The organism is Candidatus Pelagibacter sp. HIMB1521, from assembly GCF_052047875.1.
Taxonomy (GTDB): domain Bacteria; phylum Pseudomonadota; class Alphaproteobacteria; order Pelagibacterales; family Pelagibacteraceae; genus Pelagibacter.
In genome coordinates this window covers 1-25,107 of the sequence record NZ_JBNAIZ010000001.1, presented here as the reverse complement: position 1 = coordinate 25,107, position 25,107 = coordinate 1, and the positions used below count along the sequence as shown (strand labels likewise).

The window sequence follows — 25,107 nt, the reverse complement described above, 5'->3', positions numbered from 1 at the left end:
TAATTTTTATTTATATTATTATCATGAAAAAATTTTACACTATTATTATATTTTTTTTATTTATTTTTAACTCAAATGCACATGTTGGTCATTATAATAACTTCAAAAAAATTGAACTTGAAATCTTAAGAAATAATGAAGTTATAGGATATAATAATTATTCTTTTTCTAGAAAAGATAATGAAACAACTGTAAATAATAAATATAAATTTACAGTAAAACTACTTGGAGCAACTATTTTTGAAGTAGAAGGTTTTGGAGAAGAAAAATATTTAGGAGATAATTTAATTTCCTTTAAATCTAAAACACGTCAGAATAAAAAAGAAAAATTTGTAAATTTAATATTAAATAATCAAACTAATAAATTTGATATTCAAGGATCTTCTTTTTCTGGTGAAGCTTCTTTGAAAAATACAATTGGAAATTGGTGGAGCCATAAATTGTTACAGGCAGAGAGCCAAATTAGCCCTATTTCTGGAAGTATAAAAGAACAACTGGTTACATTTATCGGTAAAGAAAAAATCACAATTAATGGGAAGGAATTTGATACTGATCATTTTAAACTCACTTCTAAAAATATGACACTTCGAGAGGATAAAAGATTAAATTTTGATATATGGCTTGATAAAAAAACTTCAGTGATAGTTAAAGTTACCTATGAAAGGATGGGAAGTTGGGAGTATAGAATTAAAAATATTGAGTAATTTTATCTGTTTATTTTCCTAAAAAGGTCATTAGCACTTATCCACCCCGCTTCTAGCCTAGGTCCAACAAACCAATCAGCACAAACTCCTAAATTAATTTTTGAATTCCAATAACTTTTAATTTTTAAAGGTTTTGAATTTGATGAATACATCCATCCATGATTTAAAGAAAAAAAGACGTTGCTTTTTTTAATACCAGTAAGATTGAAAAATTTATTAATTAATATTTTTGAATTCAAATCTTTATTTTCTTTATTTTTCAAAATTTTTTTATTTGCCCACATTGCCGTACTTTGAAGTGTCCAAAATTCATAAATACTTTTAAATCTTAACTTGCTATTTTCTCTGGCAGCCCAACCTAAAATTTGATCATCAAACAAAAAACTACTTATATTTTTTTTTGTTTTTTTCATTTTTATCATGACTGTAATATTTGCATCCATTTTTAATTTTTTTTTAATAAATGAATGATGAATAAATTTTTTTGCTAATTTAAGTAATTGAGGATGTGGGCACGTTAAAATAAGATTATCATAAAATTTATTGTCACCATCAGCAAAGGTGAGTTTCCATTTGTTTTTATTATAATCAATTTTTTTTAATTCTTTTTGAAAATTACAATTAATTTTTTTTAATAAATACTTACTAATATCGTTATTACCTTGTCTACCAATTATTTTTTGATGATTTTTATTTTCTTTTATTTTTTTATTTTGAAAAATATGCTGACCCTTCCAATTTTTTAATATTTTTTTTGCTATGAGTTTTTTTGTAAATTTTTTAAACTCAGTACTCTTAGGGGAAATATATTGAACGCCATGATCAAACCCCATTTTTTTATCTAACCTTTTAAATGATGATCTCCCACCAGGACCTCTTGCTTTATCATAGAGATCTACAGAATGTTTTTTATTTAATAAATTTGAAATTGTAGCACCAGATATTCCTGATCCAATTACACAGTAAGTGCTCATTTACCTGCAACTGTCATTCCCTCTATCATCATAGTTGGTGAGTTGATAGAATATTCAAAATCTAAATCACTAGCTAAAGTTATATTTTTGAACATATCTTTAAAATTTCCTGCAATTGTTATCTCATTTACTGGAAATTTAAATTCGCCATTTTCAATTAAGAAACCTGTTGCACCTACTGAATAATCTCCTGTAACCAAATTACTTCCTTGGCCAATTGTTTCTGTTACATAAATGTGTTTTGAGTTACTTTTTAATAAATCTTCGAAACTAATGTTTCCATTATCAAAATATAAATTTGTTGTACCACCAGATCTTCCATTTGATTTTAAGTTAAGTTTTTTTCCATTGTACGTATCGACTAGATAATTTTTTAAGATGCCGTTTTGTACAAGATTTAAAGTATCTGATTTTACTCCCTCTGAATCAAAAATTTGAGATCCAACACCTTTATTTATATCTGGTTTGTCAATAACGTTTATTGTTTCTGTAAATATTTGTTCATTAATTTTATCTTTAAGAAAAGATGTTCCTCTAGAAATCGCAGATGATGATATGGCTCCAGCAAAAGCTCCTAGCATTCCTTTAGCTATCCTTTTGTCAAATATAATACTTATTTTTTCACTTCCAATTTTATTTGGGCTTAATTTTTTTATGGTTTGTTCAGACGCTTTTTTACCAAGTTCTTTTGCACCCTTAATGTCTGATAAATGACGTTTGCTTGTAAATTCATAGTCTCTTTCCATACTATTTTCATCTTTAGCAACAGTAACGCAAGATGCACTAAATGAAGATGATTTGTATCCTTCACAAAATCCATCACTATTTGCTAAAATAAAGTTAGATTTATTTTCAGTAAAACTAGATTCTGTATTTATGATTTTTTCTTCTGAAGATGCAACGCTCTCAAGCTCTTTCAAATATTCAATTTTTTTTTCGTTATCAAAGTGTGTTTCATCATATAAATTTAAATTTTTAATTTCTTTAGCTAAAAGATCTTTATCTGGTAAAGAATTAAATTCATCTTCAGGAGTATTTTTGGTTGTTTCAAAACATTTTTCAATTAATGTTTTAATATTATCATTTAATAAGTTTGACGAAGAAATTGATGACCTTTTTTTTCCCAAATAAGTCTCAATGCTTATTGCTAATCCATCAGATCTATTAGACTCGTCTAAAGTATTATTTCTAAAATTTACAGTTTCAGAAATTGAGTGACCTACTGTTACGCTTGATCCAGTTGCACCTAACTTTTTAGCTAAATCTAAGCAATATGATGCTTTTGATCTTAAATACTCTTGATCCTTAACCATAATTTAAAGTTTTGTCCCACCAACTGTCATTTTGTCAATTAAGATTGAAGGTTGGGCAACTCCAACAGGAACACCTTGTCCAGCTTTACCACAAGTTCCTATACCAGGATCTAACATCATATCGTTTCCAACCATGGAAACCTCTTTTAAAATTGAAGGACCATCTCCAATTAATGTCGCTCCCTTTATCGGTGAACCAATCTTTCCGTTATTAATTTCATATGCCTCAGTACAATTAAATACAAATTTTCCAGATGTAATGTCAACTTGTCCTCCTCCAAAACTTACTGCAAAAATTCCTTTGTCTACTGATTTGATCATTTCTTCTTGAGTTTGGTTTCCACTCAACATCATTGTATTTCTCATTCTTGGTAAAACAACGTGTCTGTAATTTTCTCTTCTTCCTGAGCCAGTGGATTTTGTATTCATCAATCTAGCATTTAATCTATCTTGCATAAAATTCTTTAGTATCCCATTTTCAATCAATACTGTTTTTTCTGTTGGTGTACCTTCGTCATCAATAGTTAAGCTACCTCTTCTATTATCAATTGTTCCATCATCAACAATCGTAACCCCTTCACTGGCAACTTTTTGTCCCATAAGATCATGAAATGCAGAGGTTTTTTTTCTATTAAAGTCTCCCTCTAAACCATGTCCAATAGCTTCATGAATTAAAATCGCTGGCCATCCAGGCCCTAAAACAACTTTCATTTCTCCTGCTGGAGCAGGTTTACTCTCTAAATTTACTGAGGCAATTCTAAATGCTTCCTCACATACAGTTTTCCAATTATCATTTTTTAAATATTCATCATAAGATTGTCTTCCACCTATTCCATAAACACCAGTTTCTTTTCTTCCATTTTTTTCCAACATCACAGATACATTAAATCTAATTAATGGTCGGACATCTGTTAATACTTCCCCACCTGATCTTATAATCTCAATAGATTTTTGTTCACCTGCAAAACTCGTAGTAACTTGTTTTACAGATTGATCTTTTTTTCTTAGATACTCATTTACTTTATTTAATACTTCTAATTTCGAATTTAATGTTTTTTGCTCTATGGGATTTATATCCTTATAAAATTTTTTATTAGATCTTGAAATATCTTGATTATAAGTACCTTTCATAGACTTCAGTGTAGATTTTAAATTTTCAGAAGATTTTTTTAATGAATCTTTTGATATTTCATTAGAGTGCGAATATGCAACCACTTCCCCTGTAATTGCTCTAAATCCAAAACCTAAATCTGAACTATAGCTTGAACTTTTAATTTTATTATCATCTAATAAAATAGACTCAGATTTAGTGTCCTCCAAATATAGTTCACCATCATCACAATTATGTAACGTATCAGACACTATTGCATCAGCATCTTTTCTTGTTAAATCAGATTTGTCAAAAAAATTACTCACCAGTTTTAGATAGTGCTTTATTATTAATTTTCAACTAATCATTTGGCGCATTTACATACTTAATTTTAAAGTTAATATAATTTTCTATGAAAGTTTATTTTAATAACTCTTGCAAAATCTGCAGATCAGAAATCAATATGTATAAAAAAGAAAATATTGAAGATATTGATTGGATAGATATTACGAATAACAAAAAAGCAGAAAAAGAAACTTCCAAAAATGACAAAGAACTTTTAAGAAAATTGCACATTAAAGAAAACGATCAAGTAATTGAAGGTGCAGAAGCTTTTCTTTATGTATGGAAGAGAATACCAAAATATAAATTTTTATATAGTTTTTTCAAACTTCCTATCATCTTTACAATTTTTAAATATGGATATGAAATAGTTGCGTATTTTTTGTATTTAAAAAATAAAAAACAATTAAAAAATTAATTAAGAAAAAATATCAAAATTTGACTCAATAAAGACATTGAAAGAATAAACATAATTAAAACTACAGAATACATTAGAGTAATAATTTTATTTCTTTTTCTTCTTAATCTTACAAAATTTTTGTCGTCCAAATCTGATATATCTCTTTCTCCATCAACTTCATAATCATAACTCCATCTCCAAGTTGATTGTCCTAACCTCTCGTCCTGACTATTAAAGAATCTGATCCAAGCAAGTATATAACTTAGCAGCACATATAGAATTACCATTGTAATTATTCCATAAAACATAACTAATAATACTTAAATTAAATAAAATAATTAATTGTTATTTTTTGATCTTTTTCTTGCAATTAATTGAGTTAAAGAGTCAACCATAGTGTCAGAAGCTTTAAATATTTCATTATTTTTAAATTCATGAGAGATATTTTTCTCAGGATTGGTTTTATCTTCAATGACTATACCTTCGTCAGGAGAATTATTTTTAATATAAATTAATAATAACCACTCCTCATCAGGAGCTTCATCCCACTTAACAAATATTTCACCTGTTTCAAATCTTCTATCGATACATCGAAAAATAGACATATGTCTTGTGATGTGTCTTTTATTTAATTGAAAAACTAAACTGCTGGCGCTTCTATAAAAACTTTCAAGAGCAAACTCAATTTTTTGCCTTGCTAAAGTATATTCTTTTTCTTTCCTTAATAATGTTTCTCTATCTTCATCACCTTGAATTTTAACTCCTAAAGCCTCTACTCTCTCTCTTATTTTTTGATCTCTGATAATTCGATATTTTTCTTTTAACTTTTCAATTCTCTGTTGAAGTCCTGCATAATCTTCTCTCTTTTCTTTTAATGATATTTTTTCTAATTTTTCTAATTCTTTAACTTCTCTTACTCTAAATTTTTCGATCTGCTTTTCTAATTTTAGTTGTTGTAAAAATTTCTTTTGCTTTTCAGCTTGTTCAATTCTTAATAATGCCTGCTCTTTTCTTAAAAATAACTTAATTTCTTTTGTTCTTTGTTTTTCTAATCTAATCTCTTCCTTTAATACTTGTTCATTAAGCTTTAATTTTAATTCTTGTTCTTTCTGCTTCTCTTGTTGTAAGGCTAGTTTTTCCTGTCTTTCTTGTTCTTGTTTTTCAAGTTTTATTCTTCTCTGCTCATCTTTTTTAAGAACTTTATAATCATTAATTGTTTTGGATATTTTATCAAAAAATGCTTGGATATATTTTTCTATGTTAATGTTTATTCTGAATTTAAATTCAGGTTTAAGTGAATTTTGAAAATTAATTATTTTTAAAAGGAAATTTTTTTCTTTAGGTTTTTTAATAATTATTTTTTTTCTTTTAACCTTTAAATTATTTTTTTTTTTATTTTTAGTTTTGTTTTTTTTATGAATTTTAGGTTTTGTTTTTTTAACTTTAGAAATTTTTTTTGATTTTTTAGATTTTAGCTGAGATTTTTTTTTACTTTTTTTGACAGATTTACTTTGTTTTTTTTTTATTTTTTTCATTTAAAGGAATTAATTATTTATCAATAAATTATTGATAAATATAGTCTCTTGTAACAGGTGTTGAAGTATAGTTTTTTGTAAGTTGAAATTGATATACAACTTGGTCCCCCCATTTAAAAGCCATTTCACAACCTGCTAAATAAAATTCCCACATTCTAAAAAAACGCTCATCAAACATATTAATAATTTTATCTTTGTTCTTTAGGCAATTTTCTTTCCAATTTCTTAATGTGTGAGAATAATGCATTCTTAATACCTCGATATCAGCAACGATTAAGCCTGCTTTTTCAATTGGAGTAGTTACTTCACTTAAACTTGGTGTGTAGCCACCTGGAAATATGTATTTTGTAATCCATGGATGAGGATCTCTTGGAGGATTTACTGATCCAATAGTATGAATTAATGAAACTCCATCGTCTTTAAGAAGTTTTTCAACTTGTGAGAAAAATTTTTTATAAAACTTTCTTCCAACGTGCTCAAACATCCCAACACTTACAACCCTATCAAATTTTTCATCAAGTTCCCTATAATCCATTAATTTAAATGTTAATTGATTTTCTAAATTAAGTTCTTTGGCTTTTTGTTTACAATATTTTAATTGATTTTCTGATAGTGTGATTCCAGTTACTTCACAGTTTGCTGATTTTGCAATGTCAATAGCTAGAGAGCCCCATCCACATCCAATATCTAATACTTTTTGATTTGGTTTTATATTTAATTTCTTAATTATATGTTGAATTTTATTATTTTGAGCAATCTCTAAAGTATCATTTTCATTTTTAAAGTAAGCACATGAATATTGTCTTTTGGGATCTAAAAATAAATCATAAAGATCATCTTTAATATCATAATGATGTGAGACATTCATTTTGGATTTTTTAATAAAATTGAAATTTGTTAGATATCTATATGATCCTCTTAATCTATTAATTAAATAGCTAAAAAAATTTAATTCACCTCTTCCAAAATTCATCAAAGATAAATCTAAAAAATCTGTGAGACTTCCATTTTCAATTACTATTTCTCCATCTGTATAAGCTTCTCCAAAATAAAGATCTGGATGAAGTAAAAGTTTATAATGAAGATTTTTATTTAGTATTTTAACTTTTATAGGATCCTCTCTTTCAGGATTTCCAATGATATAATTTTTTGAGTTTGCATCGACTAAAATAAAACCATCTTTCTTAAAAACACTGTTCAAGAACCTTGCTAACTGCATTTTAAGCTGCCATTGATGATTTTAAAGAAAAATTAAATTTTTCTAAATTATTTAGAAGATCACTTTCTTCATCTTTATTTAAAATTCTTAAAGGTGGAAGTAAATTTTTGTATGCACTGTCTTTATGTTTATAAAAAGTATGTAATCCAGAAATTAAATTATATTTTTCAAATGTCTCTCTTACATCACATAAATTGGTATTAACTTCTTGTTCTTTTCCTTCCTTAAAATCATCATATACTTTTCGAGCAAGTTTTGATGTTGCGTTACATGTTGCTGTAATTATTCCCGAACAACCTAATTCTAGTCCTTTTAATAATTTAGATTCAGAACCTGGCATAACAGAAAAATTATCTATCTTTAAATTTTCAAAAAGATTATATGAACTGTCCTTAACACCTACTATCTGATCTGGAAAATTTTTGGCTAGTTTTTCAACACATTCTACACTGAATTTATATCCACAAAGTTTTTCAAAATTATATAATATAATCTTAGCGTTTGGAATTGCCTCTACGATTTTAGAGTAAAATTTAAAAACATCTTCATCACTATATTTATAAAATGCAGGCGGCATAATTAAAAATTTTTCTAAATTTAATGAATTTGCAACTCTCATTAAATTTATTATTTCTCCTAAAGAATTTAGCCCTGTACCAATAATAAAATTATCTTTGTATTTATTAGTTGATATTTTATTTAGAAGTTTAATTTTTTCAGAAACTGGTATCAGCTGAGCTTGTCCTGTACTTCCAAAAATTGCAGCCCCATGACAACCATTTTCTATAACCATTTCAGAATGCTCAATTGTTTTATCAATATTTAATGTCAAATCTTCATTTAACACAGACATTGATGCAGCATAAATACCTTTTAATAAACTCATATATTTTTTAAAAGAATATAATAATTCAAAAAAAAATGAATAAAAATGTTCTTGGAAAAAAACTGATTAAAAAAATGTATAATTCTCTATGAAAACAGGAATATATTTAAGCTATTCAGGACTAGGTGCGAATTTAATACATCTCGCATACTGCCATCAGGTAGCAAAAAAATATGGGCCAGTTACAATTATTACACTTTGTAAAAATTTAAAAGAAGCATTGGCTGATGATCCATTAATTGAAAATGTATTTTACTTAGATAAATTTACTAAAAAATTTTTTGACATATTTAAACTTGGTAAAATTTTAAGAAAATTTAATTTTGAAAATTTATTAATTTTTTACCCAAGTTTAAGAATATATCTTGCAGCAAAAATTGCAGGTATAAAAAATATTTATTCTTATAAATTTTATAAAAAAAAGAATTTGCATTTAATTAAGACAGCTAAATTATTTACCGAAAAAACACTAAATATCACAAATTCTCCAACAGAGACAAAATTTTACATTAAAAAAGAAAGATTAGACAAAATTAAATCAGAAATAAAAAATGATTATTTTAAAATAGTGCTTGGTGTGGGATCTTCTGGACCAACAACAAGATGGGGTTCAAAAAATTTTTCTAATTTAGTAAACAATTTAAATAAAATAGGAAAATATTTTTTTTTAATTTTATGTGGTCCAAATGAAAAAGAAATTGAAAATGAAATTACTTCAAATTTAGAAAATGATAATTTTATGACATTAAGTGATAAAAAAATTTACGATGTTTTACCCTATTTGTGTGCTTCAGACATGTACGTAGGTAACGACTCTTTTGGCTCTCATGTAATTTCTCAATCAGGTAAAAAAAGTATTGTATTTTTATTAGATGCTCCAAAAGCTTACACTGATTATAGCAAAAACCATTTTAGATTAGTGCCTGATGGGTACAATATTGAGGAAATAACACATGGTACAAATGCAGACCCAAACCTTATTTCTGTGGAAAAAGTAATTGAAACTATAAATAAATTAAAAAATTAGCTAATATCATTAAGAACAATTTCTTTAGCCTCATTTACTAAAGTAGATAACCTAGAAGTTTCAGGAGAAATATCTGGATGAATTTTTTTTTGTATTTTTATGTATGCCTTGTTTACATCTTCTTTAGTTAAATTTTTCGAAGGATTTAAATTGAGTATACGGTATGCTTCTTCAGTAGACATCGTATTTAAATTTGAAGCAGTATTATTAAAAGAGAATCGTCCTGAATTTCTCAAAGTTTTGATCAATCTATATAGTGAAATTAATTGAAAAATAGACATACCTTTCAATTTTAAAAGAGCAAGACTCGCAAGAGTAAATGGCAATGTGAGTAAAAATTTACCTCCAATTGCAAACAAAACTGCAAAAATAATTAAAATTATAAATAAAAATACTCTTAAACCTTTAGAAATTTTTTTTGACGCAACACGAGTGAAAAGCCTTAATAAAAAATATAAACCAGCTACTATTAATAATGTATAAATAATAAAATTCATATATTTCCAATTAATAATGAAAGTACCATATCTTAAAAAAAAACCAGAGTTAAAATCTTGTCACAATACTGAATGGGAAGATAATTATAGCTGGATACATCAAGAAAATATTTTAGAAGTTCTGCAAGATAAAACCAAACTCCTTCCTGAGGTTAAAAAATATTTAGAAGATGAAAATGATTATACCGAATATCATCTAAAAAATACAAAAGATGCCCAAAAGAGATTATTTGATGAAATAAAAGGAAGAATAAAATTAGAAGATGAAAGCTTGTCCTTCAAAGATCATACCTTTGAATATTGGACTAAAACTACTGCCAAAGGTAATTACTCTATAAAATTAAGAAAAAAAATTGGTTCCTCTGAAGTTGAAGAAATTTGGAATGGAGACAAAGAAAAAGAAAAATTGAATGTTGAATATTTTGGTGTAGGTGATTTAGAAGTTAGTAATAATGATCAATATCTTGGATACTCATTAGATACTAAAGGTTCGGAATATTACACAATCTACATAAGAAACATTAAGACAAACAATATAATTTCAAAAGAAATCAAAGAAACTTCAGGAAGCATAATATTTAGCTTGGATGATAAATATATTTTTTATTCAAAGTTAGATGAAAATCATAGGGCCAGAAAAATTTTCAGACATAAAATTGGAGATTTTGAAAATGAAGACGAATTAATCTTTGATGAAAAAAGTGAAGCTTTTACCGTTAGTATTGGATTAAGTTCTGATGAGAAATATTATTTTATTAATACTTCTGATCACAATACTTCAGAACAATATTATTTTTCTGTAAACGAAGAAAAACCAAATCCAAAATTAATAATTAAACGAGAAAAGGGAATTCTTTATTCTGTAAACTCATGGAATGGAAAATTTTATAATCATACAAATAAAGATGCAGAAGATTTTAAAATAGATATTTCAGAAAGTTTAGAAAATCAAAACTGGAAGTCATTCATTGCTCCAAAAAAAGAAGTATTAATTGGTGGCTGTACATTTTTAACAAACTGGATAATTAGATCAGAAACATCAGAGGCTTTGGATAAATTATTTGTTATCAACACTTTGACAAACAAAGAAGAGGAATTAATTTTTTCTGATGAAAGTGTGTATGTACCTGGGATTTCGTTAACACAAAGAAATAGAGATACAGATGAAGTTTATGTCTCATATTCTTCACCTAAAACGCCTTCAAGAGTTTACAAATATAATTTGAAAACCAAATCTAAAACATTTGTTAAAGAACAAGAAATACCATCGGGACATGACAGAGATAATTATATAGTTGAAAGAATAGAGTATGAATCTCATGATGGAAGAATGGTTCCACTCACAATTACAAGACACAAAAATACAAAAATAGACGGAACAGCGAATTTATTATTATATGGATATGGATCTTATGGTAGTTCAATGAGTCCTGGTTTTTCTTCAACAAGACTTAGCTTAATAAATAGAGATATTATTTGGGCGACTGCTCACATAAGAGGTGGAATGGAAAAAGGAATGAAATGGTGGAAGGAAGGAAAACTAACAAACAAAAAAAATACATTTGAAGATTATATTTTTGCTGCAAAATATTTGATTGAAAACAACTATACTTCAAACGGTAAAATAATTGGAATGGGTGGATCTGCAGGTGGCTTGTTAATGGGTGCAGTTGTAAATAAATCTCCTGAATTATTTTTAGGTATAATTATGGCTGTTCCCTTTGTAGACTCTTTAACGACAAATCTTGATCACTCTTTGCCACTCACAGTTGGTGAATTTGATGAATTTGGAAATGCGAAAGAAAACAAGGAGCACTTCGATTATATATTTTCATATGCTCCATATAATAATATAAAAAAAATGGGTTATCCTCATATGCTAATAACAACTAGTTTAAGTGATAACAGGGTTTTGTTTGATGAACCTGCAAAATTTACAGCTAAACTTAGAGACTATAAAACTGATAATAATTTATTACTTCTCAAAACAGAAATGAATGCAGGTCATGGAGGAAAATCTGGTAGAGATGGAGCAATAGAAGAAATTGCACTCGACTACGCATTTGCATTAAAAATTTCAGAAAAAATTTAATTTTTCAGATATTGAAATCTTTTTAATCATACCTAAATATACAAAGTAAGTCGCCTTATGGGGCTTGCATAAAATAAACTTGCTTAAAAAAGGAGAATATTATGACAAGTAAGGATCTATCTATATTTAACTCATTAAGACCTTTTTCAATTGGCTTTGACGATATGTTTGAGCAATTTGAAAGTATGTTGGGCAATGGAGGTTTGACAATGCAATCAAACTACCCCCCATACAATATCAGAAAGACTGGTAAGGATAACTATGCAATAGAAGTTGCATTAGCTGGTTTTAATAAAAATGATGTTGAAGTTGAGTTTGAAGATAATTTATTAACTGTAAGAACAAAACAAGTTAATAAATCTGAAAACAATGAAGTTAATGGAGAAATAATTCATAAAGGTATTTCTCAAAGACAATTTGCAAGATCATTCACTATTGCTGATGATGTAAAAGTTAATGGTGCTGAACTTAAAGATGGTCTTTTAACAATATCTTGTGAAAGAATTATCCCAGAACACAAAAAGAAAAAACTTATAGAAATTAAATAAGTTTACCCTTACTTGCGAGGATTTATCCTCGCAGGTAAAATTCAAAAACATCCGTTAGAAGCAAATCCAATTACAATTTTATCTGGATCTATTTCAAATCTTCTTTCACATGGAAATCCATACTTCTTGGTATTGTAAACAAAAATAAAATTACCTTTTTCATTTTCAAAATCTTCATCAGGTTTTCCAAGTTCCATTTGTAGTTTACTGGCTGATTGACCAATAAATTCACTTAAATTTTTATTTTCTTTTTCAATAGCAGCATCAGTTTTTTGCTTTACTGTTTGACATCCTGAAACAAATAAAAAGATAACAAATGTAATGAACAAAGTTCTCAAATTTTTCATATAAGAACATTATCATTACAATTATGGCATAAATATAAACTTGTGAGTTGAATTTTGTGAATAAAAGTGACTTATTCAAAGTATTATTCAACAGAATCAAATATTTATCTGACATTAGGAGGACAAATGCTTGATAATTATTTTAATTATAAAAAACACAAAACAGATTTTAAAACAGAAGTCATAGCGGGAACTACAACGTTCTTGACGATGGCTTATATAATGTTTTTAAATCCATTTATCTTATCGGGAGAATTCGCTGGACCCGAAAAAGGTTTCTTTGATTTCGGCGCAGTTTACACAGCTACGATTTTAGCCACAGCTTTAGCATGTTTTATTATGGCTTTTTATGGAAAAACTTGGCCAATAGGACTTGCGCCCGGAATGGGTATTAACGCATTCGTTGCATTCGGAGTATGTGCAGGCATGGGATACTCACCTCAAGAAGCACTTGGTGCAGTATTAGTTGCTGGTGTATTATTCTTAATAATATCTTTAACACCAATAAGAGCATGGCTGATTAACTCAATTCCAAAAAGTTTAAAATTAGGAATTGGTGCAGGCATAGGATTGTTTTTAGCAATTATAGGACTTCAAATTATGGAAGTAGTTGTGGATGATCCTGTAACTTTAGTTAAACTTGGAAATCTTAGCGATCCTTTGGTTCTTTTAGGATGTGCAACTTTTATAGCAATAATTGTTTTAGAAAAAATGAATGTAAAAGGAAATATCATTATAGGAATTTTGGTATTTAGTATTATTGCTTGGGCTGCTGGCCTTGCCAAATTTAATGGTTTAGCTAGCTCACCTCCTCCAATGACATATCTTTTTGAGTTTGATCTGTCTGCTGCAATGACTGCTAGTATGTCTACAGTAATCTTTACTTTATTGTTTATCGACTTCTTTGACACGGCTGGAACTTTAACTTCTGTTGCAAACGTTGCGGGTAAAGTTGGTAAAGATGGAAAAGTTCAAGATATCAATAAAGCAATGTTATCTGACAGTGTTGGAACAGTTGCGGGTGCAGTGATGGGAACTACTACTGTAACAAGTTATGTTGAGTCTGGTGCTGGTGTAAAAGCAGGTGGTAAAACAGGAATGACATCTCTTGTAATAGGTATTTTGTTTTTAGCGTGTATCTTTTTTGCTCCTTTAGCAACTAGTTTACCTAAACAAATTGATGGTGCAGCTCTACTTTTTGTGTCTGTTCTTTTTGTAAGAAATATTACAGATATTGAGTGGAACGATATTTCTGAGTCTGCTCCTGCAATACTTGCAATGATAGCAATGCCGTTAACATACAGTATTAGTAATGGAATTGCCCTGGCATTTGTTTCTTACGCATTAATTAAAATATTTACTGGAAAGTTTTCAAGCACTTCTCCAGCAATATGGGTAGTTGCAATACTTAGTGTTGTAAGTTTTGCTGTAAGTTAAATAAGATCTTAACAGGGCTAGTAAACTAGCCCTGTAAACTAATTTCTTTTAATTAATTCTTCAATAGATAATTCTTCGTAATGCTCAGTTGGCTGAACAATCCATGGGTCAGAATCTAATCTTACGGGACAGAAATCTGGTTCAAAAGTTGATGATTTTTTTTTCCAAAGACAAGCAGTTTTAACTTCTTTTATAAAATTTTTTGTTTGAGGATAATTTTTTAACCACTCAATACTTTTATTTAAAGTTAAACCAGTATCAGAAAGATCATCTATCAATAAAACTTTACTAAAATCTTCGTTATTAGCTAATGAGCTTATTTCTCTAGCAAACATAAGTTCACCTTGCTTATCTTCCATTCCTTCGCCTGAATAACTTTGAATAACAATGTAGGCTATTGGTAATTTTAAAATCCTCGATAAGATATCAAGAATTGGTGCAGCACCTCTCATAATACCAATTAAAACCGTAGGTTTGTATTCCTTGTGAATTTGTATTGCCAGTTTCTCAACAATTTTTATATATTCATCAAAAGAGATTATGAGTTTATCAGCCATGAAGTTTAGTATCATAAGTAAAAAAATTTAAAAAGGAGAAATGATGAAGGTTTACTGGATTGCTTTGTATAAAAAGATAGATAGCCAAGAAAATATTAAAAAATATGGAGCTAAAGTTACAGATATAATCAAAAGTTATGGAGGCATACCATTAGTAAGAGGAGGAAAATTTAATACTTTAGAGGGAGAAACTTACCCAAGAACAGTAATTTGGGAATTTCCTAGTTATGAAAAAGCTATGGAGTGTCATGACTCTAAAGAATATCAAGAAGGTTGGGCAATCGCAAAAGATACTACCGAAAGAAACTTGCAGATAGTCGAGGCTTTTAATATTGAATAGGCTCAGGATCTATACTTCTCCAAAGATACCATGTTGCTACAGAGCAATAGGGGGAAAATCTTTTTTTTAATAATTTTACATAGCTTTCTGGTGGAAGATATTTTTTATTATAATTTTTTGATATAGCTCTTAGAAGTCCTATATCTTGTACAGGCCATATATCGGGACGATTATAAGTAAATAATAAAATCATTTCAGCAGACCATCTTCCTATTTGTCTTAGTTTAGATAAATAAATAATTGCTTCTTCATCAGACATACCTGGAATAACTTTAGGATTAAATGTTTTATTTAATACTTGTTCTGCTAAACTTTTTATACCCTTAACTTTTTGTCTGCTTAATCCACAGCTCTTTAATTGAGAGCTTGATAATTTATTCACTGTTTTTGCATTAATTTTGTTTTTACACTTTTTTTTAAACTTTAAAAAAACTGAGTTAGCAGCAGCTACACTAATTTGTTGACCAATTATACTTTTACAAAGAGAAAAGAAAACATCTCGCCTTGACGTAAGAACAGTTTCTGATGGTGACTTATATTTTTTAATCAAAAAAGACATTGTTTTATCTTTTTTTGATAAATACTTTTTTGCTTTATTCCAATATGATGGGGTTTTACTCATGACGTGATACAGATAGTTTTTTTTTCAAATACATTTCTCTTCTAAATATAATTATAGATGAAACAATAACTAATAAAGCACCTAATAAAGTTTTAGAAGTTGGTATTTCATTCCAAATAAAATATCCAAATATTATTGCAAAAACTAATCCAAGATATTTTAAGGGAGAAACCAAACTAACTTCTGAATATTTATATGATTGTGATAGCCATAAATTTGCAAGACCACCTAATATACCAACCATTGATAGCAAAAATAAATCAACTAGACTTGGCAAGATCCATCCCTGATAAAACGATAAAAAGCTTAGAAGCATTATCGAGAATGAAAAAAAAAAACTAATCAACCAGGCAGGTTCGGTTGATGATAATTTTCTTATAGCAATTGCTACATAGGAAAGACCTAAACAAAAAATAATTGGATAAATATAGTACACATTTAAAGCACTAAATCCTGGCTCTGTAATAAATATTATTCCTAAAAATCCAACTAAAACTGCCATCCATCTATACAAACCTACCTTTTCATTTAATAAAAAAATTGAAAAAATTGTAATAAAAATTGGTGCAGCAAAAGAAATACTTACAACGGTCGCTAAAGGTAAATTTCTAAGTGCAACAAATATAGAAACTAAAGCTATAAGTCCTGCTAAACATCTTTTAAAATGAAGCACAGGTCGCGTTGTTTTATAGAAATCAAAATACCGATCTTTAGGTATAAGGAATAAAATTGGGATTATTCCACAAAAGCCTCTAAAAAACAAAACTTGCCCAACTGGATAATCATCAGACCATTTAACAATTAAATCCATTAGCGAGAAAGCGCATACAGATATAAACATATAAAAAAAGCCCAATTGATTTTTTGACAGCATGTGATTAACTTAGATTAATTAAGGTATTTATCAATGGAAATAGCAATTTTAGGTTTGGGATGTTTTTGGGGTCCAGAAATAAAGTTCAGCAAACTTGATGGAGTTACAAAGACAGAAGTAGGATATTGTGGAGGTAACTCTGACAAAACAAATTATAAAGAAGTTTGTTCTGGTACAACCAATCATGCTGAAGTAGTTAAGTTAGAATTTGATCCAAATATAATTTCTTACGAAAATATTCTTGAACATTTTTTTAAATTTCATGATCCCACTACGTTAAATTCTCAAGGGCCTGACTTTGGTACTCAGTATAGAAGTGAAATTTTTTATACAAACGATGATCAAAAAAATATTGCTGAAAAGATGGTAGAAAAAGAAAATATTAAACTATCTGGCAAAGTAGTAACAAAAATTTCATTAACTAAAAACTATTGTGTTGCAGAAGAGTATCACCAAAAGTATCTAGAAAAAAGATAGTATGTCATTGGTTGATACAGATTGGCTAGAGAAAAATATCGACAAAGTGAAGATAATTGATTGTTCTTGGCATATGCCTGCTGAAAATAGAAATGCTCAAGATGAATTTGATAAAGAGCATATCCCAAATGCTATTTTTTTTGATTTAGATAAAAATTCAAAACAAGATACAGACCTTCCTCATATGCTTCCAAGCTTAGTGACTTGGAATGAAATAATTTCAGACTTAGGAATTTCAAATGATGATCAAATTATAATTTATGATAATTCAAATGTCATAAGTTCATGCAGAGGTTGGTATAATTTCATTTATTTTGGTCATGATCCAAAATTGGTTAATGTTCTTGATGGTGGTTTTAAAAAATGGAAGAGCGAAAATAAAGAAACATCAAACATTTCAGCAAATTTAAATAAATCTAATTATGAGGGTAATGAATTAACTAAACTTGTAAAAAATAAAGTCTTAATTGATCAAAATATTTCTAAAAAAGAATTCAAGGTAGTAGATGCGCGAAGTAGAGAAAGATTTGAAGGTAAAGCTCCAGATCCAAGAAAAAATGTAAGAAGTGGTTCTATTCCAAATTCGGTATGTTTACCTTTTGTAGAGGTAATAAATGAAAATAAGACTTTTAAAAATAAAGAGGATTTAAATAAATTATTTCAAAAAATATCAAAAAATTTTGAGGAAAATTTAGTTTTTTCTTGTGGATCTGGTGTTACTGCTTGTGTTTTAGCGCTTGCATATTCTTTAGTTAATACTAAATATCTCCCAACCATTTATGACGGATCTTGGTCAGAATATGGAAAAATTTAAATTATGAAAACATCAACTAAAATCACGAGTATAATCGTCATCTTCTTTTTAATTATTGCCATAGTGATTATTGGTAGAACAATGATTGGAAATCATTTCAAGAAAAAATTTAGTAAAAGACCTCCTCCTGGAATAATAGTAACCACAACACAAGAGAGAACTTTTGAAAATGTTATAAGTACATACGGAACAGCAGCACCAGTTAAAACTCAGTCATTTAAGGTTGAAAAGTATGAGATATTAAAGCCAATAGATTTTAATAAAAAAGTTAAAAAAGGCGATGTTGTTGCTAATCTTAAGAATAGAAAAATTATTGCTCAATTTGATGGGGTTATTGGAAAAAGAGAATTTTCTGAAGATTTAGAGGTATCAAAATCTTCTCTATTAATTAATTTAGAAGATACTAGCTCACTATATTGTGATGTGGATATACCAGAAATTTTTGTTCCATTTATAAAAGTTGGTTTACCTGTTGATATAAAGTTTTCAGGATACAAAAATAAAATTTATAAAGGTGAAGTTGACTCTTTTGCAAGCAGAATAAGTCAAGACACCAGATCATTAGCCACAAGAATTAAAATGGATAATAAATTTGGAGAAATTTTACCAGGTTCATTTTTGGAAATTTCAATTAAATACAATGTTAGAGATGGTTTAAGTGCACCCGATACAAGCACAATAGTCGAAGGTGAAAACATTTTTATATATAAAGTGGATGAGAAAAATAAAGTAATGAAAACAAACGTAACTGTAGGTGATAGATATTTAGGATTTGTAGAAATTTTAGATGGATTAAATAAAGGAGATAAAATTGTTGCTGAGGGTACAAAAAAAGTTAGACCAAATTTAACCATAAGACCCATAGAAAAAGGTGCAAAGAAAAAACAAGGAAATTCTGGTTGGGGTAAAAAAAAGGGATCCAAAAAAGCTGAGGAAAAAAAAGGTAAATTTGATTGGTTAAAAAATATTTTTAAAAAATCTGAAAAAGAAAAAAAATAATTAAATGTATATAACCGAAGTTAGTATTAAACGACCTGTTGTTGCTTGGGTAATGTCTTTAATTCTAATTATTTTTGGAATATTTGTTTTTGCAGAGCTACCAGTTCGAGAGCTTCCAGATGGAATACAGCCTCCAGTAGTTCAAGTTCAAACAGATTATAAATCAGCATCAGCAGAAATTGTTGATGAAGAAATAACTCAAAAACTTGAAGATGTTATAGGTGGTGCAGAAGGTATTAAAAACATAGACTCTAGTTCTTTGAATGGACGAAGTAGAATTAATATACAATTTAATACAGATATTGATTTAGACGATGCAGCGAATGATATTAGAGAAAGAGTTGCTCGTGTTGTTGACAATTTACCTAGCGAGTCTAATCCACCCCAAATTCTAAAACAAGCAGCAGGTTTCACAACTACAATGTGGGTAGCACTGACATCTCCTACATGGGATGATCTTGATCTTGGAGATTATGCCGAAAGATATCTGATAGATGCTTTTTCAAGTGTTCCAAATGTTGGAAGAATTTTAGTTGGTGGACTAAGAGAGCTTAGTGTAAGAGTTTGGATAGACCCTATTAAATTAGCAGCCAATAACCTTACAATTCAAGAGGTTGAGAGAGCTTTAAGAAATGAAAATCTTAATATTCCTGCTGGTACATTAGAGGCAAATAATAAAGATTTAACTTTAAATATAGATAAGTCTTATTCAAAAATAGATACTATAAAGCAACTTCCTCTTAGAAAAAATAAAGACAAAGTAGTAATACTTTCTGATGTTGCAAATATAGAATTTGGACCTGTTTCAGAGAAAACTCTATTCAAAGCACAAAGTAAAAATGCACTCAACTTAAAAACTGTAGGAATTGGCATATATGCTAAAAGTGGTGCTTCAACAGTAGAGTTATCAAACCAAATTAAAGCCAAAATAAAAGAACTAAATAAATCACTTCCAGATGGACTAAGTCTAGAGATAGCATTTAATAGAGCAACATATATTGGTGCTGCAATCGAAGAAGTTTATAAAAGTTTAATTATTGCTTTTGTTTTGGTGGTTTTAATTATTTATCTTTTTCTTGGAAATCTTAAAGCGGTAATTGTACCAGCTGTAGCTCTTCCTGTTAGTTTAATTGGTTCATTTCTTGGATTGTACATTTTTGATCTCTCTATAAATATTTTTGTATTATTAAGTTTTATTTTAGCAATAGGAATAATTACTGATGACTCTGTAATTATGACAGATGCTATTTATACTAGAATAGAAAATGGTGAAACACCACTAGTTGCTGCTTATAAAGGTTCTAAACAAATTACTTTTGCTATTATTGCAACTACTTTAATTCTAATTGCAGTGTTCTTGCCCCTTATATTTATTAAAGGAATATCTGGAACATTGTTTAAAGAAACCGCAATAGCATTGTCTTTTTCAATTGTAGTATCATCCTTTGTTGCATTAACTCTGTCTCCAATGCTTGGGAGTAAGTTTTTAAATAAAAAAGAAAAAGTTAATTTCTTAGTTAAAAAATTTAATAATAAATTTAAATCTTTTACTGAATTTTATATTGATTCACTTAAGTACTGGATAAACAGACAAAAAACTATTTCGATATTTATAATTTTTATTATTGCAGCATCTGCTTATCTTTTTAATTTTTCAAAAAAAGAATTGTTGCCTATGGAGGATAGAGGTTCTTATTTAATAATAGGATCAACAGATGAAGGTAGTTCATTTGAATATACCCAAGAAAAGGCTCAGATAATTGAAGGAAGAATATTAAGATTATTGCAAGCAGAAGATAGCCCATATGAAAGACTAATCATGAGAGTTCCTGGGTTTGGAAGATCTGCAACGTCTTATAACACTTTTATAATAATTGCTTTACTTGATGAATGGAAAAATAGAGAAAAAAATAGTCAAACTGTATTAAGAGAAGCTATTGGACAAGTGGTTTCGGTTCCAGAAACTTTTGCATTTCCAATATCTCCACAAGGAATAAGAGTTTCAAACTACAACAAACCAGTACAGATGGTTATTTATGGAACAAGCTATGAAGAATTAGAAGATATTCAAAATAGTGTTCTAAGAGAATTAAGAAAAAATAGAAATATGTTCAGAATTGAAAGTGATTACACAAAAAACAAACCTGAAGTTAAATTAATCACAAACAAAAATCGAGCTAATGACCTAGGTGTATCTACAGAAAATATAGGTAGAACTCTTGAGACACTTTATGGAGGAAAAAGAGTTACTTCATTTAGTAAAGAAGGAAGAGAATACCCAATAATCTTACAACAATATTTAGCTGATAGACGTGATCAAGATGGATTATCAAAAATATTTGTAAGATCTGAAACAACTGGAAAATTAGTTTCAATAGCTAGTCTTGTTGAATTTGAGGAAAAAGGAACTGCAGAGGCACTACCAAGATATAATCGACAAAGAGCTGTTACAATTTCAGCTGCACTATCAGAAAATTACACACTAACTGAAGCTGTTAAATATTTAGAAGATGTAATGATAAAAGTTGCGCCTCAAAACCAAATTACTTGGAAAGGAAAATCAGAAGAATTGAAAGAAACTACAAACGAAATTTATTTAATTTTTGCTTTAGCCTTGTTGACTGCTTATTTGGTAATGGCAGCAACATTTAACTCTTTTGTACACCCTTTCATAATTATTTTGACAGTTCCTTTAGCTGTATTTGGTGGTTTAGTATTTATTTTATTTTTAAATAGTTCAGTAAATATATTCTCACAAATTGCCTTAATCATTCTTATTGGTATTTCTACGAAGAATAGTATTTTAATAGTCGATTATGCCAATCAAATAAGAACGACAGGTGTTAAAATTCAAGAGGCAGTGTTGAAATCCTGTAAGCTAAGAATTAGACCTATTATAATGACATCACTAAGTACTATGATTGCTATGATACCTTTGGTTATCGGAAATATAGGTCCTGGTGCTGGAGAAGGATCAAGATTAGCAGTTGGAGCAACTATTTTAGGTGGAATGATTATATCAACATTCTTTACTCTATATGTAACTCCTACAATGTATTTAGCATTAGCAAAAAATACTAAGCGTATTGATGCAGTAGATATAGAGCTAAAAAAACAATTAAATTAAAAAATAATATACTTACTTATAGTTAATTTATTTTTACAATCTGATAATTGTTTTTTATAAATATCAGACTGTTTCTCAACTCTTTTAGCTAATTTGATAACCTTGTTATTTTTTTTATAATTTTTGTAATTCCCCCACCCCTCATGGTATGCAACATATTGTCTAAAAGCATCTTTCTTTGAAACTTTTAAAATTTTCTCAGTTTTGTTTGTATACCAACCAATAAAATCTACACTGTCTTTAAATCTTGTTCTTGTTGCAAATTTATTTCCTGTTTCTTTTTTATATTGTTTCCAAGTACCTTTAACTGCTTGCGAATATCCAAAAGAACTGGAAGGTCTTTTGTAAGGGATAACTTTAAATATTTTTTGTCTTGGAGGTTTTGCCAACCAATCAAAGCTGGATTCCATCTTAATTATAGCTAGTTGTAAATACACTGGTGTACCCCACTTTGCTTCTGTTTTTTTAGCGTGCTTGTACCACAAATATCTTTCATTAAATATTGAGCAACCATCAGATACATTTTTTGGTACAGAAGAACAGCCACTTAAAAATAAAATAAATATAAATATATAAATACTTCTAATATTTTTCATTTTTTTTTAAAAAAAAGCTTATGATTACAACTATAACAACACCAATTAAATTTCCAAATAAATCAGAAAATTGAAAACTTCTTTCCGGAATTACTAAATGTAAAAATTCTAAAATTATAGAAAGTAAAATCAAATAAATACTTATTATTTTAAATTGTTTTATTTTATTAAAAGTAAAAAATCCCACTACAGAAAGTATTAAAAAAGCATACAAATGGTTTGTTGAAATCAAAAAATCTGGGGTAATTTGTGGTTGTTTTAGACAATTATCATATAAAAAACATCCTAAAAAACTTCCAGGAAATAAATACAGAAAAATTATTACAAAGTTAAAAAAATAAAAAATGAACTTATATCTTGAAAATATATTAATCATTGATGTAAAAGTTTTATTATCAAATAAATCTAAAAGATAAACAAATGAGTTATTTAATCTTAGTAAGACACGGTCAAAGTGTTTGGAATCTGGAAAAAAAATTCACTGGTTGGGTAGATGTTGATTTAACAGATAACGGTAAATCAGAAGCAAAAAAAGCGGGTGAATTAATTAATAAATATAATCTAAAAATAGATCTTTATTTCTCTTCTGTTCAATTAAGAGCCAAAAATACGCTTAAAATTATCCAAAATGAATTAAAGGATGATAAGAATCCTACTCAAGCATGGGAACTAAACGAAAGACATTATGGTGCACTTACTGGTCTTAATAAAGACGAAATGAAGATAAAATTGGGAGAAGATAAGGTACATCAGTTTAGAAGGTCTTGGGATTTAAGACCTGATCCTCTAGAAAAACAAAATCCATATCATCCATGTAATATAGAAATTTATAAAAATATTCCTGAAGATAAAATACCTAGTACAGAGTCTCTAAAAGACACTTATGAGAGAGTAATAGATTTTTACAAAAAGAAAATTGAAATCATAAATAATAAAAATATTTTAATATCTGCACATGGAAATTCAATTAGAGCTCTTTGTAAGTACCTATTTAATTTGGATAATAATGTAATTTCAAAATTAGAAATACCAACAGGTAATCCTTTGCTCATTGAAGTAAATGGAGATAGAAAAGTTTTAAGTGCTAAATATTTAGACTCTGATAGAGCTAAAGATCTTTTAGTTTTTTGAAGATTTCCAAGTTAGTTAAATGATAAAAATTTTGTTTGCTTTCATATCCATTTAAATCTTTGGTATCAATCAATTTGTTCCAAATTTTAGAAATTGAAAACTTTTCATTAGTTTCATTTTTAAACAATTTTTTACTTAATATCTGACAGCCGATGTAAATATAATTTTTATCTAATTCCTTAGTAATAATATTATTTTTTAAATTGAAATCGCCCTTTAAATTTTTATCAAAACTTAAATTTTTGTTTACTAATAGAAGAATATTTTTTAGTTTTTCACTAAAATAGAACTCTTCCATTTTATTAATTTCATCAAAATACTCTTTTGTCCAAACAGTATCAGGATTAAAAACAATAAAATCATCTTCATTAGAATGCTTGATTAAATTTAAAATACCACCCCCAGTATCTAGAATTTCATTTCCATCCTCTATAATTTCAATATCAATATCAAAATTGTTATCTTTAAAAAATTTTGGAAAATGATCTTTTAAATAAAATGAATTTATTAAAATTTTTTTAATTCCCAATCTTTTAATCAATTGGATACATTTTTCTAACATTGTTACATTATTTAACTCTAATAATGGTTTGGGTGTATCTAATGTTATTGGGTTTAATCTTTTTCCATATCCTGCACATAATATTAAAGCTGTATTTATTTTCATAATTTAATTAATAAATTCTGGAAAATTATTTTTTAATAATAGTTTTAAATCCTTAAAAATCTTATTCTGTTTTAATCTGTAATCTATCATTTCCCATGCATAAGGGATTAATTGAGTATATTTTTTTTTATTATCTCTATAAGCAAGCCTTGTGAAAATTCCAATGATTTTTAAATTTCTTAGAACTGATAGTATTTCAAAGTCTTGTTTAAATTTAATTAAATTAATTTTTTTATTGGTTTTTATGTAATAATCAAAAATTTTTTTTTTTAATTTGTTATTAGTTTTTAATCTAACATCATCTATCAATGATGCTAAATCATAAGCTTTATTTCCAATAAGAGCGTCTTGATTGTCAATTAAGCTAATTTGATTTTTAAAATACATTAAATTTGAAACATGAAAATCCCTATGTACAAAAGTAATGTTTTTATTATTAAGTTTAGATAATAATTTATTTATCTCGTTTTTAAATTTTTTTTTGAATAAAGA

28 protein-coding genes are annotated in these 25,107 nt (G+C 27.8%); 12 read left to right on the top strand and 16 right to left on the bottom strand.

Annotated elements, in window-relative coordinates:
• Nucleotides 1-23: 23 nt before the first annotated feature.
• The gene (locus ACTTA5_RS00140; RefSeq protein WP_440646942.1) at nucleotides 24-704 is read left to right on the top strand and encodes a DUF6134 family protein; all 681 of its coding nucleotides are present in this window, start codon (nucleotides 24-26) and stop codon (nucleotides 702-704) included.
• A 2-nt stretch (nucleotides 705-706) separates the two neighbouring features.
• On the opposite strand, the gene ACTTA5_RS00135 is transcribed toward ACTTA5_RS00140, so the two are convergent.
• The 3 genes from ACTTA5_RS00135 to tldD are packed head-to-tail and all read right to left on the bottom strand — an operon-like array spanning nucleotide 707 to nucleotide 4,407.
• The gene (locus tag ACTTA5_RS00135) at nucleotides 707-1,678 is read right to left on the bottom strand and encodes an NAD(P)-binding protein (protein ID WP_440646940.1); all 972 of its coding nucleotides are present in this window, start codon (nucleotides 1,676-1,678) and stop codon (nucleotides 707-709) included.
• On the bottom strand, nucleotides 1,675-2,991 hold the full coding sequence (locus ACTTA5_RS00130) for a TldD/PmbA family protein (RefSeq protein ID WP_440646938.1): 1,317 nt from the start codon (nucleotides 2,989-2,991) through the stop codon (nucleotides 1,675-1,677). The genes ACTTA5_RS00135 and ACTTA5_RS00130 overlap by 4 nt, the downstream gene beginning before the upstream one ends.
• Before the next feature lie 3 nt (nucleotides 2,992-2,994).
• The gene (gene tldD / locus ACTTA5_RS00125) at nucleotides 2,995-4,407 is read right to left on the bottom strand and encodes a metalloprotease TldD (protein WP_440646936.1); all 1,413 of its coding nucleotides are present in this window, start codon (nucleotides 4,405-4,407) and stop codon (nucleotides 2,995-2,997) included.
• An 86-nt stretch (nucleotides 4,408-4,493) separates the two neighbouring features.
• Between tldD and ACTTA5_RS00120 the strand changes: the two genes are divergently transcribed.
• Nucleotides 4,494-4,841: a DCC1-like thiol-disulfide oxidoreductase family protein gene (locus ACTTA5_RS00120; protein WP_440646934.1), complete on the top strand. Its 348-nt coding sequence runs from the start codon at nucleotides 4,494-4,496 to the stop codon at nucleotides 4,839-4,841.
• Here ACTTA5_RS00120 and ACTTA5_RS00115 read toward each other — a convergent pair.
• Genes ACTTA5_RS00115 through ACTTA5_RS00100 form a run of 4 tightly spaced genes read right to left on the bottom strand, consistent with a single transcriptional unit; the run spans nucleotide 4,838 to nucleotide 8,463 of the window.
• Nucleotides 4,838-5,131, bottom strand: a complete 294-nt coding sequence (locus ACTTA5_RS00115; protein ID WP_440646932.1) for a hypothetical protein — start codon at nucleotides 5,129-5,131, stop codon at nucleotides 4,838-4,840. The genes ACTTA5_RS00120 and ACTTA5_RS00115 overlap by 4 nt on opposite strands.
• 30 nt (nucleotides 5,132-5,161) lie before the next feature.
• Nucleotides 5,162-6,358, bottom strand: coding sequence for a hypothetical protein (locus tag ACTTA5_RS00110; protein WP_440646930.1), 1,197 nt, complete (start codon nucleotides 6,356-6,358; stop codon nucleotides 5,162-5,164).
• A 28-nt stretch (nucleotides 6,359-6,386) separates the two neighbouring features.
• The gene (locus ACTTA5_RS00105) at nucleotides 6,387-7,577 is read right to left on the bottom strand and encodes a class I SAM-dependent methyltransferase (RefSeq protein ID WP_440646928.1); all 1,191 of its coding nucleotides are present in this window, start codon (nucleotides 7,575-7,577) and stop codon (nucleotides 6,387-6,389) included.
• A 1-nt stretch (nucleotide 7,578) separates the two neighbouring features.
• On the bottom strand, nucleotides 7,579-8,463 hold the full coding sequence (locus ACTTA5_RS00100) for a dihydrodipicolinate synthase family protein (RefSeq protein ID WP_440646926.1): 885 nt from the start codon (nucleotides 8,461-8,463) through the stop codon (nucleotides 7,579-7,581).
• An 88-nt stretch (nucleotides 8,464-8,551) separates the two neighbouring features.
• Here ACTTA5_RS00100 and ACTTA5_RS00095 point away from each other — a divergent pair, with 88 nt between their 5' ends.
• Nucleotides 8,552-9,490: a glycosyltransferase family 9 protein gene (locus tag ACTTA5_RS00095; protein ID WP_440646924.1), complete on the top strand. Its 939-nt coding sequence runs from the start codon at nucleotides 8,552-8,554 to the stop codon at nucleotides 9,488-9,490.
• Here the strand turns inward: ACTTA5_RS00095 and ACTTA5_RS00090 are convergent.
• Nucleotides 9,487-9,987: a J domain-containing protein gene (locus ACTTA5_RS00090; protein ID WP_440646922.1), complete on the bottom strand. Its 501-nt coding sequence runs from the start codon at nucleotides 9,985-9,987 to the stop codon at nucleotides 9,487-9,489. The genes ACTTA5_RS00095 and ACTTA5_RS00090 overlap by 4 nt on opposite strands.
• A gap of 16 nt (nucleotides 9,988-10,003) precedes the next feature.
• Here ACTTA5_RS00090 and ACTTA5_RS00085 point away from each other — a divergent pair, with 16 nt between their 5' ends.
• Together ACTTA5_RS00085 and ACTTA5_RS00080 are read left to right on the top strand one after the other, a co-directional pair.
• Nucleotides 10,004-12,079: a S9 family peptidase gene (locus tag ACTTA5_RS00085; RefSeq protein ID WP_440646921.1), complete on the top strand. Its 2,076-nt coding sequence runs from the start codon at nucleotides 10,004-10,006 to the stop codon at nucleotides 12,077-12,079.
• Nucleotides 12,080-12,180: 101 nt separating this feature from the next.
• Nucleotides 12,181-12,627 carry an Hsp20 family protein gene (locus tag ACTTA5_RS00080; RefSeq protein WP_075506460.1) on the top strand — a complete coding sequence of 149 codons (447 nt, stop codon included), beginning with the start codon at nucleotides 12,181-12,183 and terminating at the stop codon, nucleotides 12,625-12,627.
• A 41-nt stretch (nucleotides 12,628-12,668) separates the two neighbouring features.
• Here the strand turns inward: ACTTA5_RS00080 and ACTTA5_RS00075 are convergent, their stop codons facing one another.
• Complete coding sequence (locus ACTTA5_RS00075) at nucleotides 12,669-12,974, bottom strand: hypothetical protein (protein ID WP_440646919.1); 306 nt, start codon at nucleotides 12,972-12,974, stop codon at nucleotides 12,669-12,671.
• 126 nt (nucleotides 12,975-13,100) lie between these two features.
• On the opposite strand from ACTTA5_RS00075, the gene ACTTA5_RS00070 reads away from it, so the two are divergent.
• Nucleotides 13,101-14,411: an NCS2 family permease gene (locus ACTTA5_RS00070; RefSeq protein WP_440646917.1), complete on the top strand. Its 1,311-nt coding sequence runs from the start codon at nucleotides 13,101-13,103 to the stop codon at nucleotides 14,409-14,411.
• Nucleotides 14,412-14,449: 38 nt separating this feature from the next.
• Here the strand turns inward: ACTTA5_RS00070 and ACTTA5_RS00065 are convergent, their stop codons facing one another.
• Nucleotides 14,450-14,968, bottom strand: a complete 519-nt coding sequence (locus ACTTA5_RS00065; protein WP_425304636.1) for a phosphoribosyltransferase — start codon at nucleotides 14,966-14,968, stop codon at nucleotides 14,450-14,452.
• A 43-nt stretch (nucleotides 14,969-15,011) separates the two neighbouring features.
• On the opposite strand from ACTTA5_RS00065, the gene ACTTA5_RS00060 reads away from it, so the two are divergent.
• The gene (locus ACTTA5_RS00060; protein WP_440647124.1) at nucleotides 15,012-15,308 is read left to right on the top strand and encodes a DUF1330 domain-containing protein; all 297 of its coding nucleotides are present in this window, start codon (nucleotides 15,012-15,014) and stop codon (nucleotides 15,306-15,308) included.
• Here ACTTA5_RS00060 and ACTTA5_RS00055 read toward each other — a convergent pair.
• Nucleotides 15,295-15,930, bottom strand: coding sequence for a DNA-3-methyladenine glycosylase family protein (locus ACTTA5_RS00055; protein ID WP_440646914.1), 636 nt, complete (start codon nucleotides 15,928-15,930; stop codon nucleotides 15,295-15,297). The genes ACTTA5_RS00060 and ACTTA5_RS00055 overlap by 14 nt on opposite strands.
• Nucleotides 15,923-16,804: a DMT family transporter gene (locus ACTTA5_RS00050; RefSeq protein ID WP_440646912.1), complete on the bottom strand. Its 882-nt coding sequence runs from the start codon at nucleotides 16,802-16,804 to the stop codon at nucleotides 15,923-15,925. Before ACTTA5_RS00050 ends, ACTTA5_RS00055 begins: the two co-directional genes overlap by 8 nt.
• A gap of 33 nt (nucleotides 16,805-16,837) precedes the next feature.
• Between ACTTA5_RS00050 and msrA the strand changes: the two genes are divergently transcribed.
• From msrA to ACTTA5_RS00030, 4 genes are read left to right on the top strand one after another with little or no spacing between them, the layout of a single operon-like run.
• The gene (gene msrA / locus ACTTA5_RS00045; RefSeq protein ID WP_440646910.1) at nucleotides 16,838-17,281 is read left to right on the top strand and encodes a peptide-methionine (S)-S-oxide reductase MsrA; all 444 of its coding nucleotides are present in this window, start codon (nucleotides 16,838-16,840) and stop codon (nucleotides 17,279-17,281) included.
• Nucleotide 17,282: 1 nt separating this feature from the next.
• Nucleotides 17,283-18,095 carry a rhodanese-like domain-containing protein gene (locus ACTTA5_RS00040; RefSeq protein WP_440646908.1) on the top strand — a complete coding sequence of 271 codons (813 nt, stop codon included), beginning with the start codon at nucleotides 17,283-17,285 and terminating at the stop codon, nucleotides 18,093-18,095.
• Between the two features lie 3 nt (nucleotides 18,096-18,098).
• Nucleotides 18,099-19,094 (top strand): efflux RND transporter periplasmic adaptor subunit, encoded by a 996-nt coding sequence (locus ACTTA5_RS00035; protein ID WP_440646906.1) that lies wholly within the window; start codon nucleotides 18,099-18,101, stop codon nucleotides 19,092-19,094.
• A gap of 4 nt (nucleotides 19,095-19,098) precedes the next feature.
• Nucleotides 19,099-22,221, top strand: coding sequence for an efflux RND transporter permease subunit (locus tag ACTTA5_RS00030; RefSeq protein WP_440646904.1), 3,123 nt, complete (start codon nucleotides 19,099-19,101; stop codon nucleotides 22,219-22,221).
• Here the strand turns inward: ACTTA5_RS00030 and ACTTA5_RS00025 are convergent.
• Both ACTTA5_RS00025 and ACTTA5_RS00020 read right to left on the bottom strand, forming a co-directional pair.
• On the bottom strand, nucleotides 22,218-22,817 hold the full coding sequence (locus tag ACTTA5_RS00025) for a transglycosylase SLT domain-containing protein (RefSeq protein WP_440646902.1): 600 nt from the start codon (nucleotides 22,815-22,817) through the stop codon (nucleotides 22,218-22,220). The two genes, ACTTA5_RS00030 and ACTTA5_RS00025, sit on opposite strands and share 4 nt — an antisense overlap.
• Nucleotides 22,804-23,193, bottom strand: a complete 390-nt coding sequence (locus ACTTA5_RS00020; protein ID WP_440646900.1) for a hypothetical protein — start codon at nucleotides 23,191-23,193, stop codon at nucleotides 22,804-22,806. The genes ACTTA5_RS00025 and ACTTA5_RS00020 overlap by 14 nt, the downstream gene beginning before the upstream one ends.
• Before the next feature lie 44 nt (nucleotides 23,194-23,237).
• Here ACTTA5_RS00020 and ACTTA5_RS00015 point away from each other — a divergent pair, with 44 nt between their 5' ends.
• Nucleotides 23,238-23,948: a 2,3-bisphosphoglycerate-dependent phosphoglycerate mutase gene (locus ACTTA5_RS00015; RefSeq protein WP_440646898.1), complete on the top strand. Its 711-nt coding sequence runs from the start codon at nucleotides 23,238-23,240 to the stop codon at nucleotides 23,946-23,948.
• Here the strand turns inward: ACTTA5_RS00015 and ACTTA5_RS00010 are convergent.
• Together ACTTA5_RS00010 and ACTTA5_RS00005 are read right to left on the bottom strand one after the other, a co-directional pair.
• Nucleotides 23,926-24,615: a sugar phosphate nucleotidyltransferase gene (locus ACTTA5_RS00010; protein ID WP_440646896.1), complete on the bottom strand. Its 690-nt coding sequence runs from the start codon at nucleotides 24,613-24,615 to the stop codon at nucleotides 23,926-23,928. The genes ACTTA5_RS00015 and ACTTA5_RS00010 overlap by 23 nt on opposite strands.
• Before the next feature lie 3 nt (nucleotides 24,616-24,618).
• Nucleotides 24,619-25,107, bottom strand: a 489-nt coding sequence (locus tag ACTTA5_RS00005) for a phosphotransferase (RefSeq protein WP_440646894.1), incomplete at its 5' end; no start/stop codon positions are given.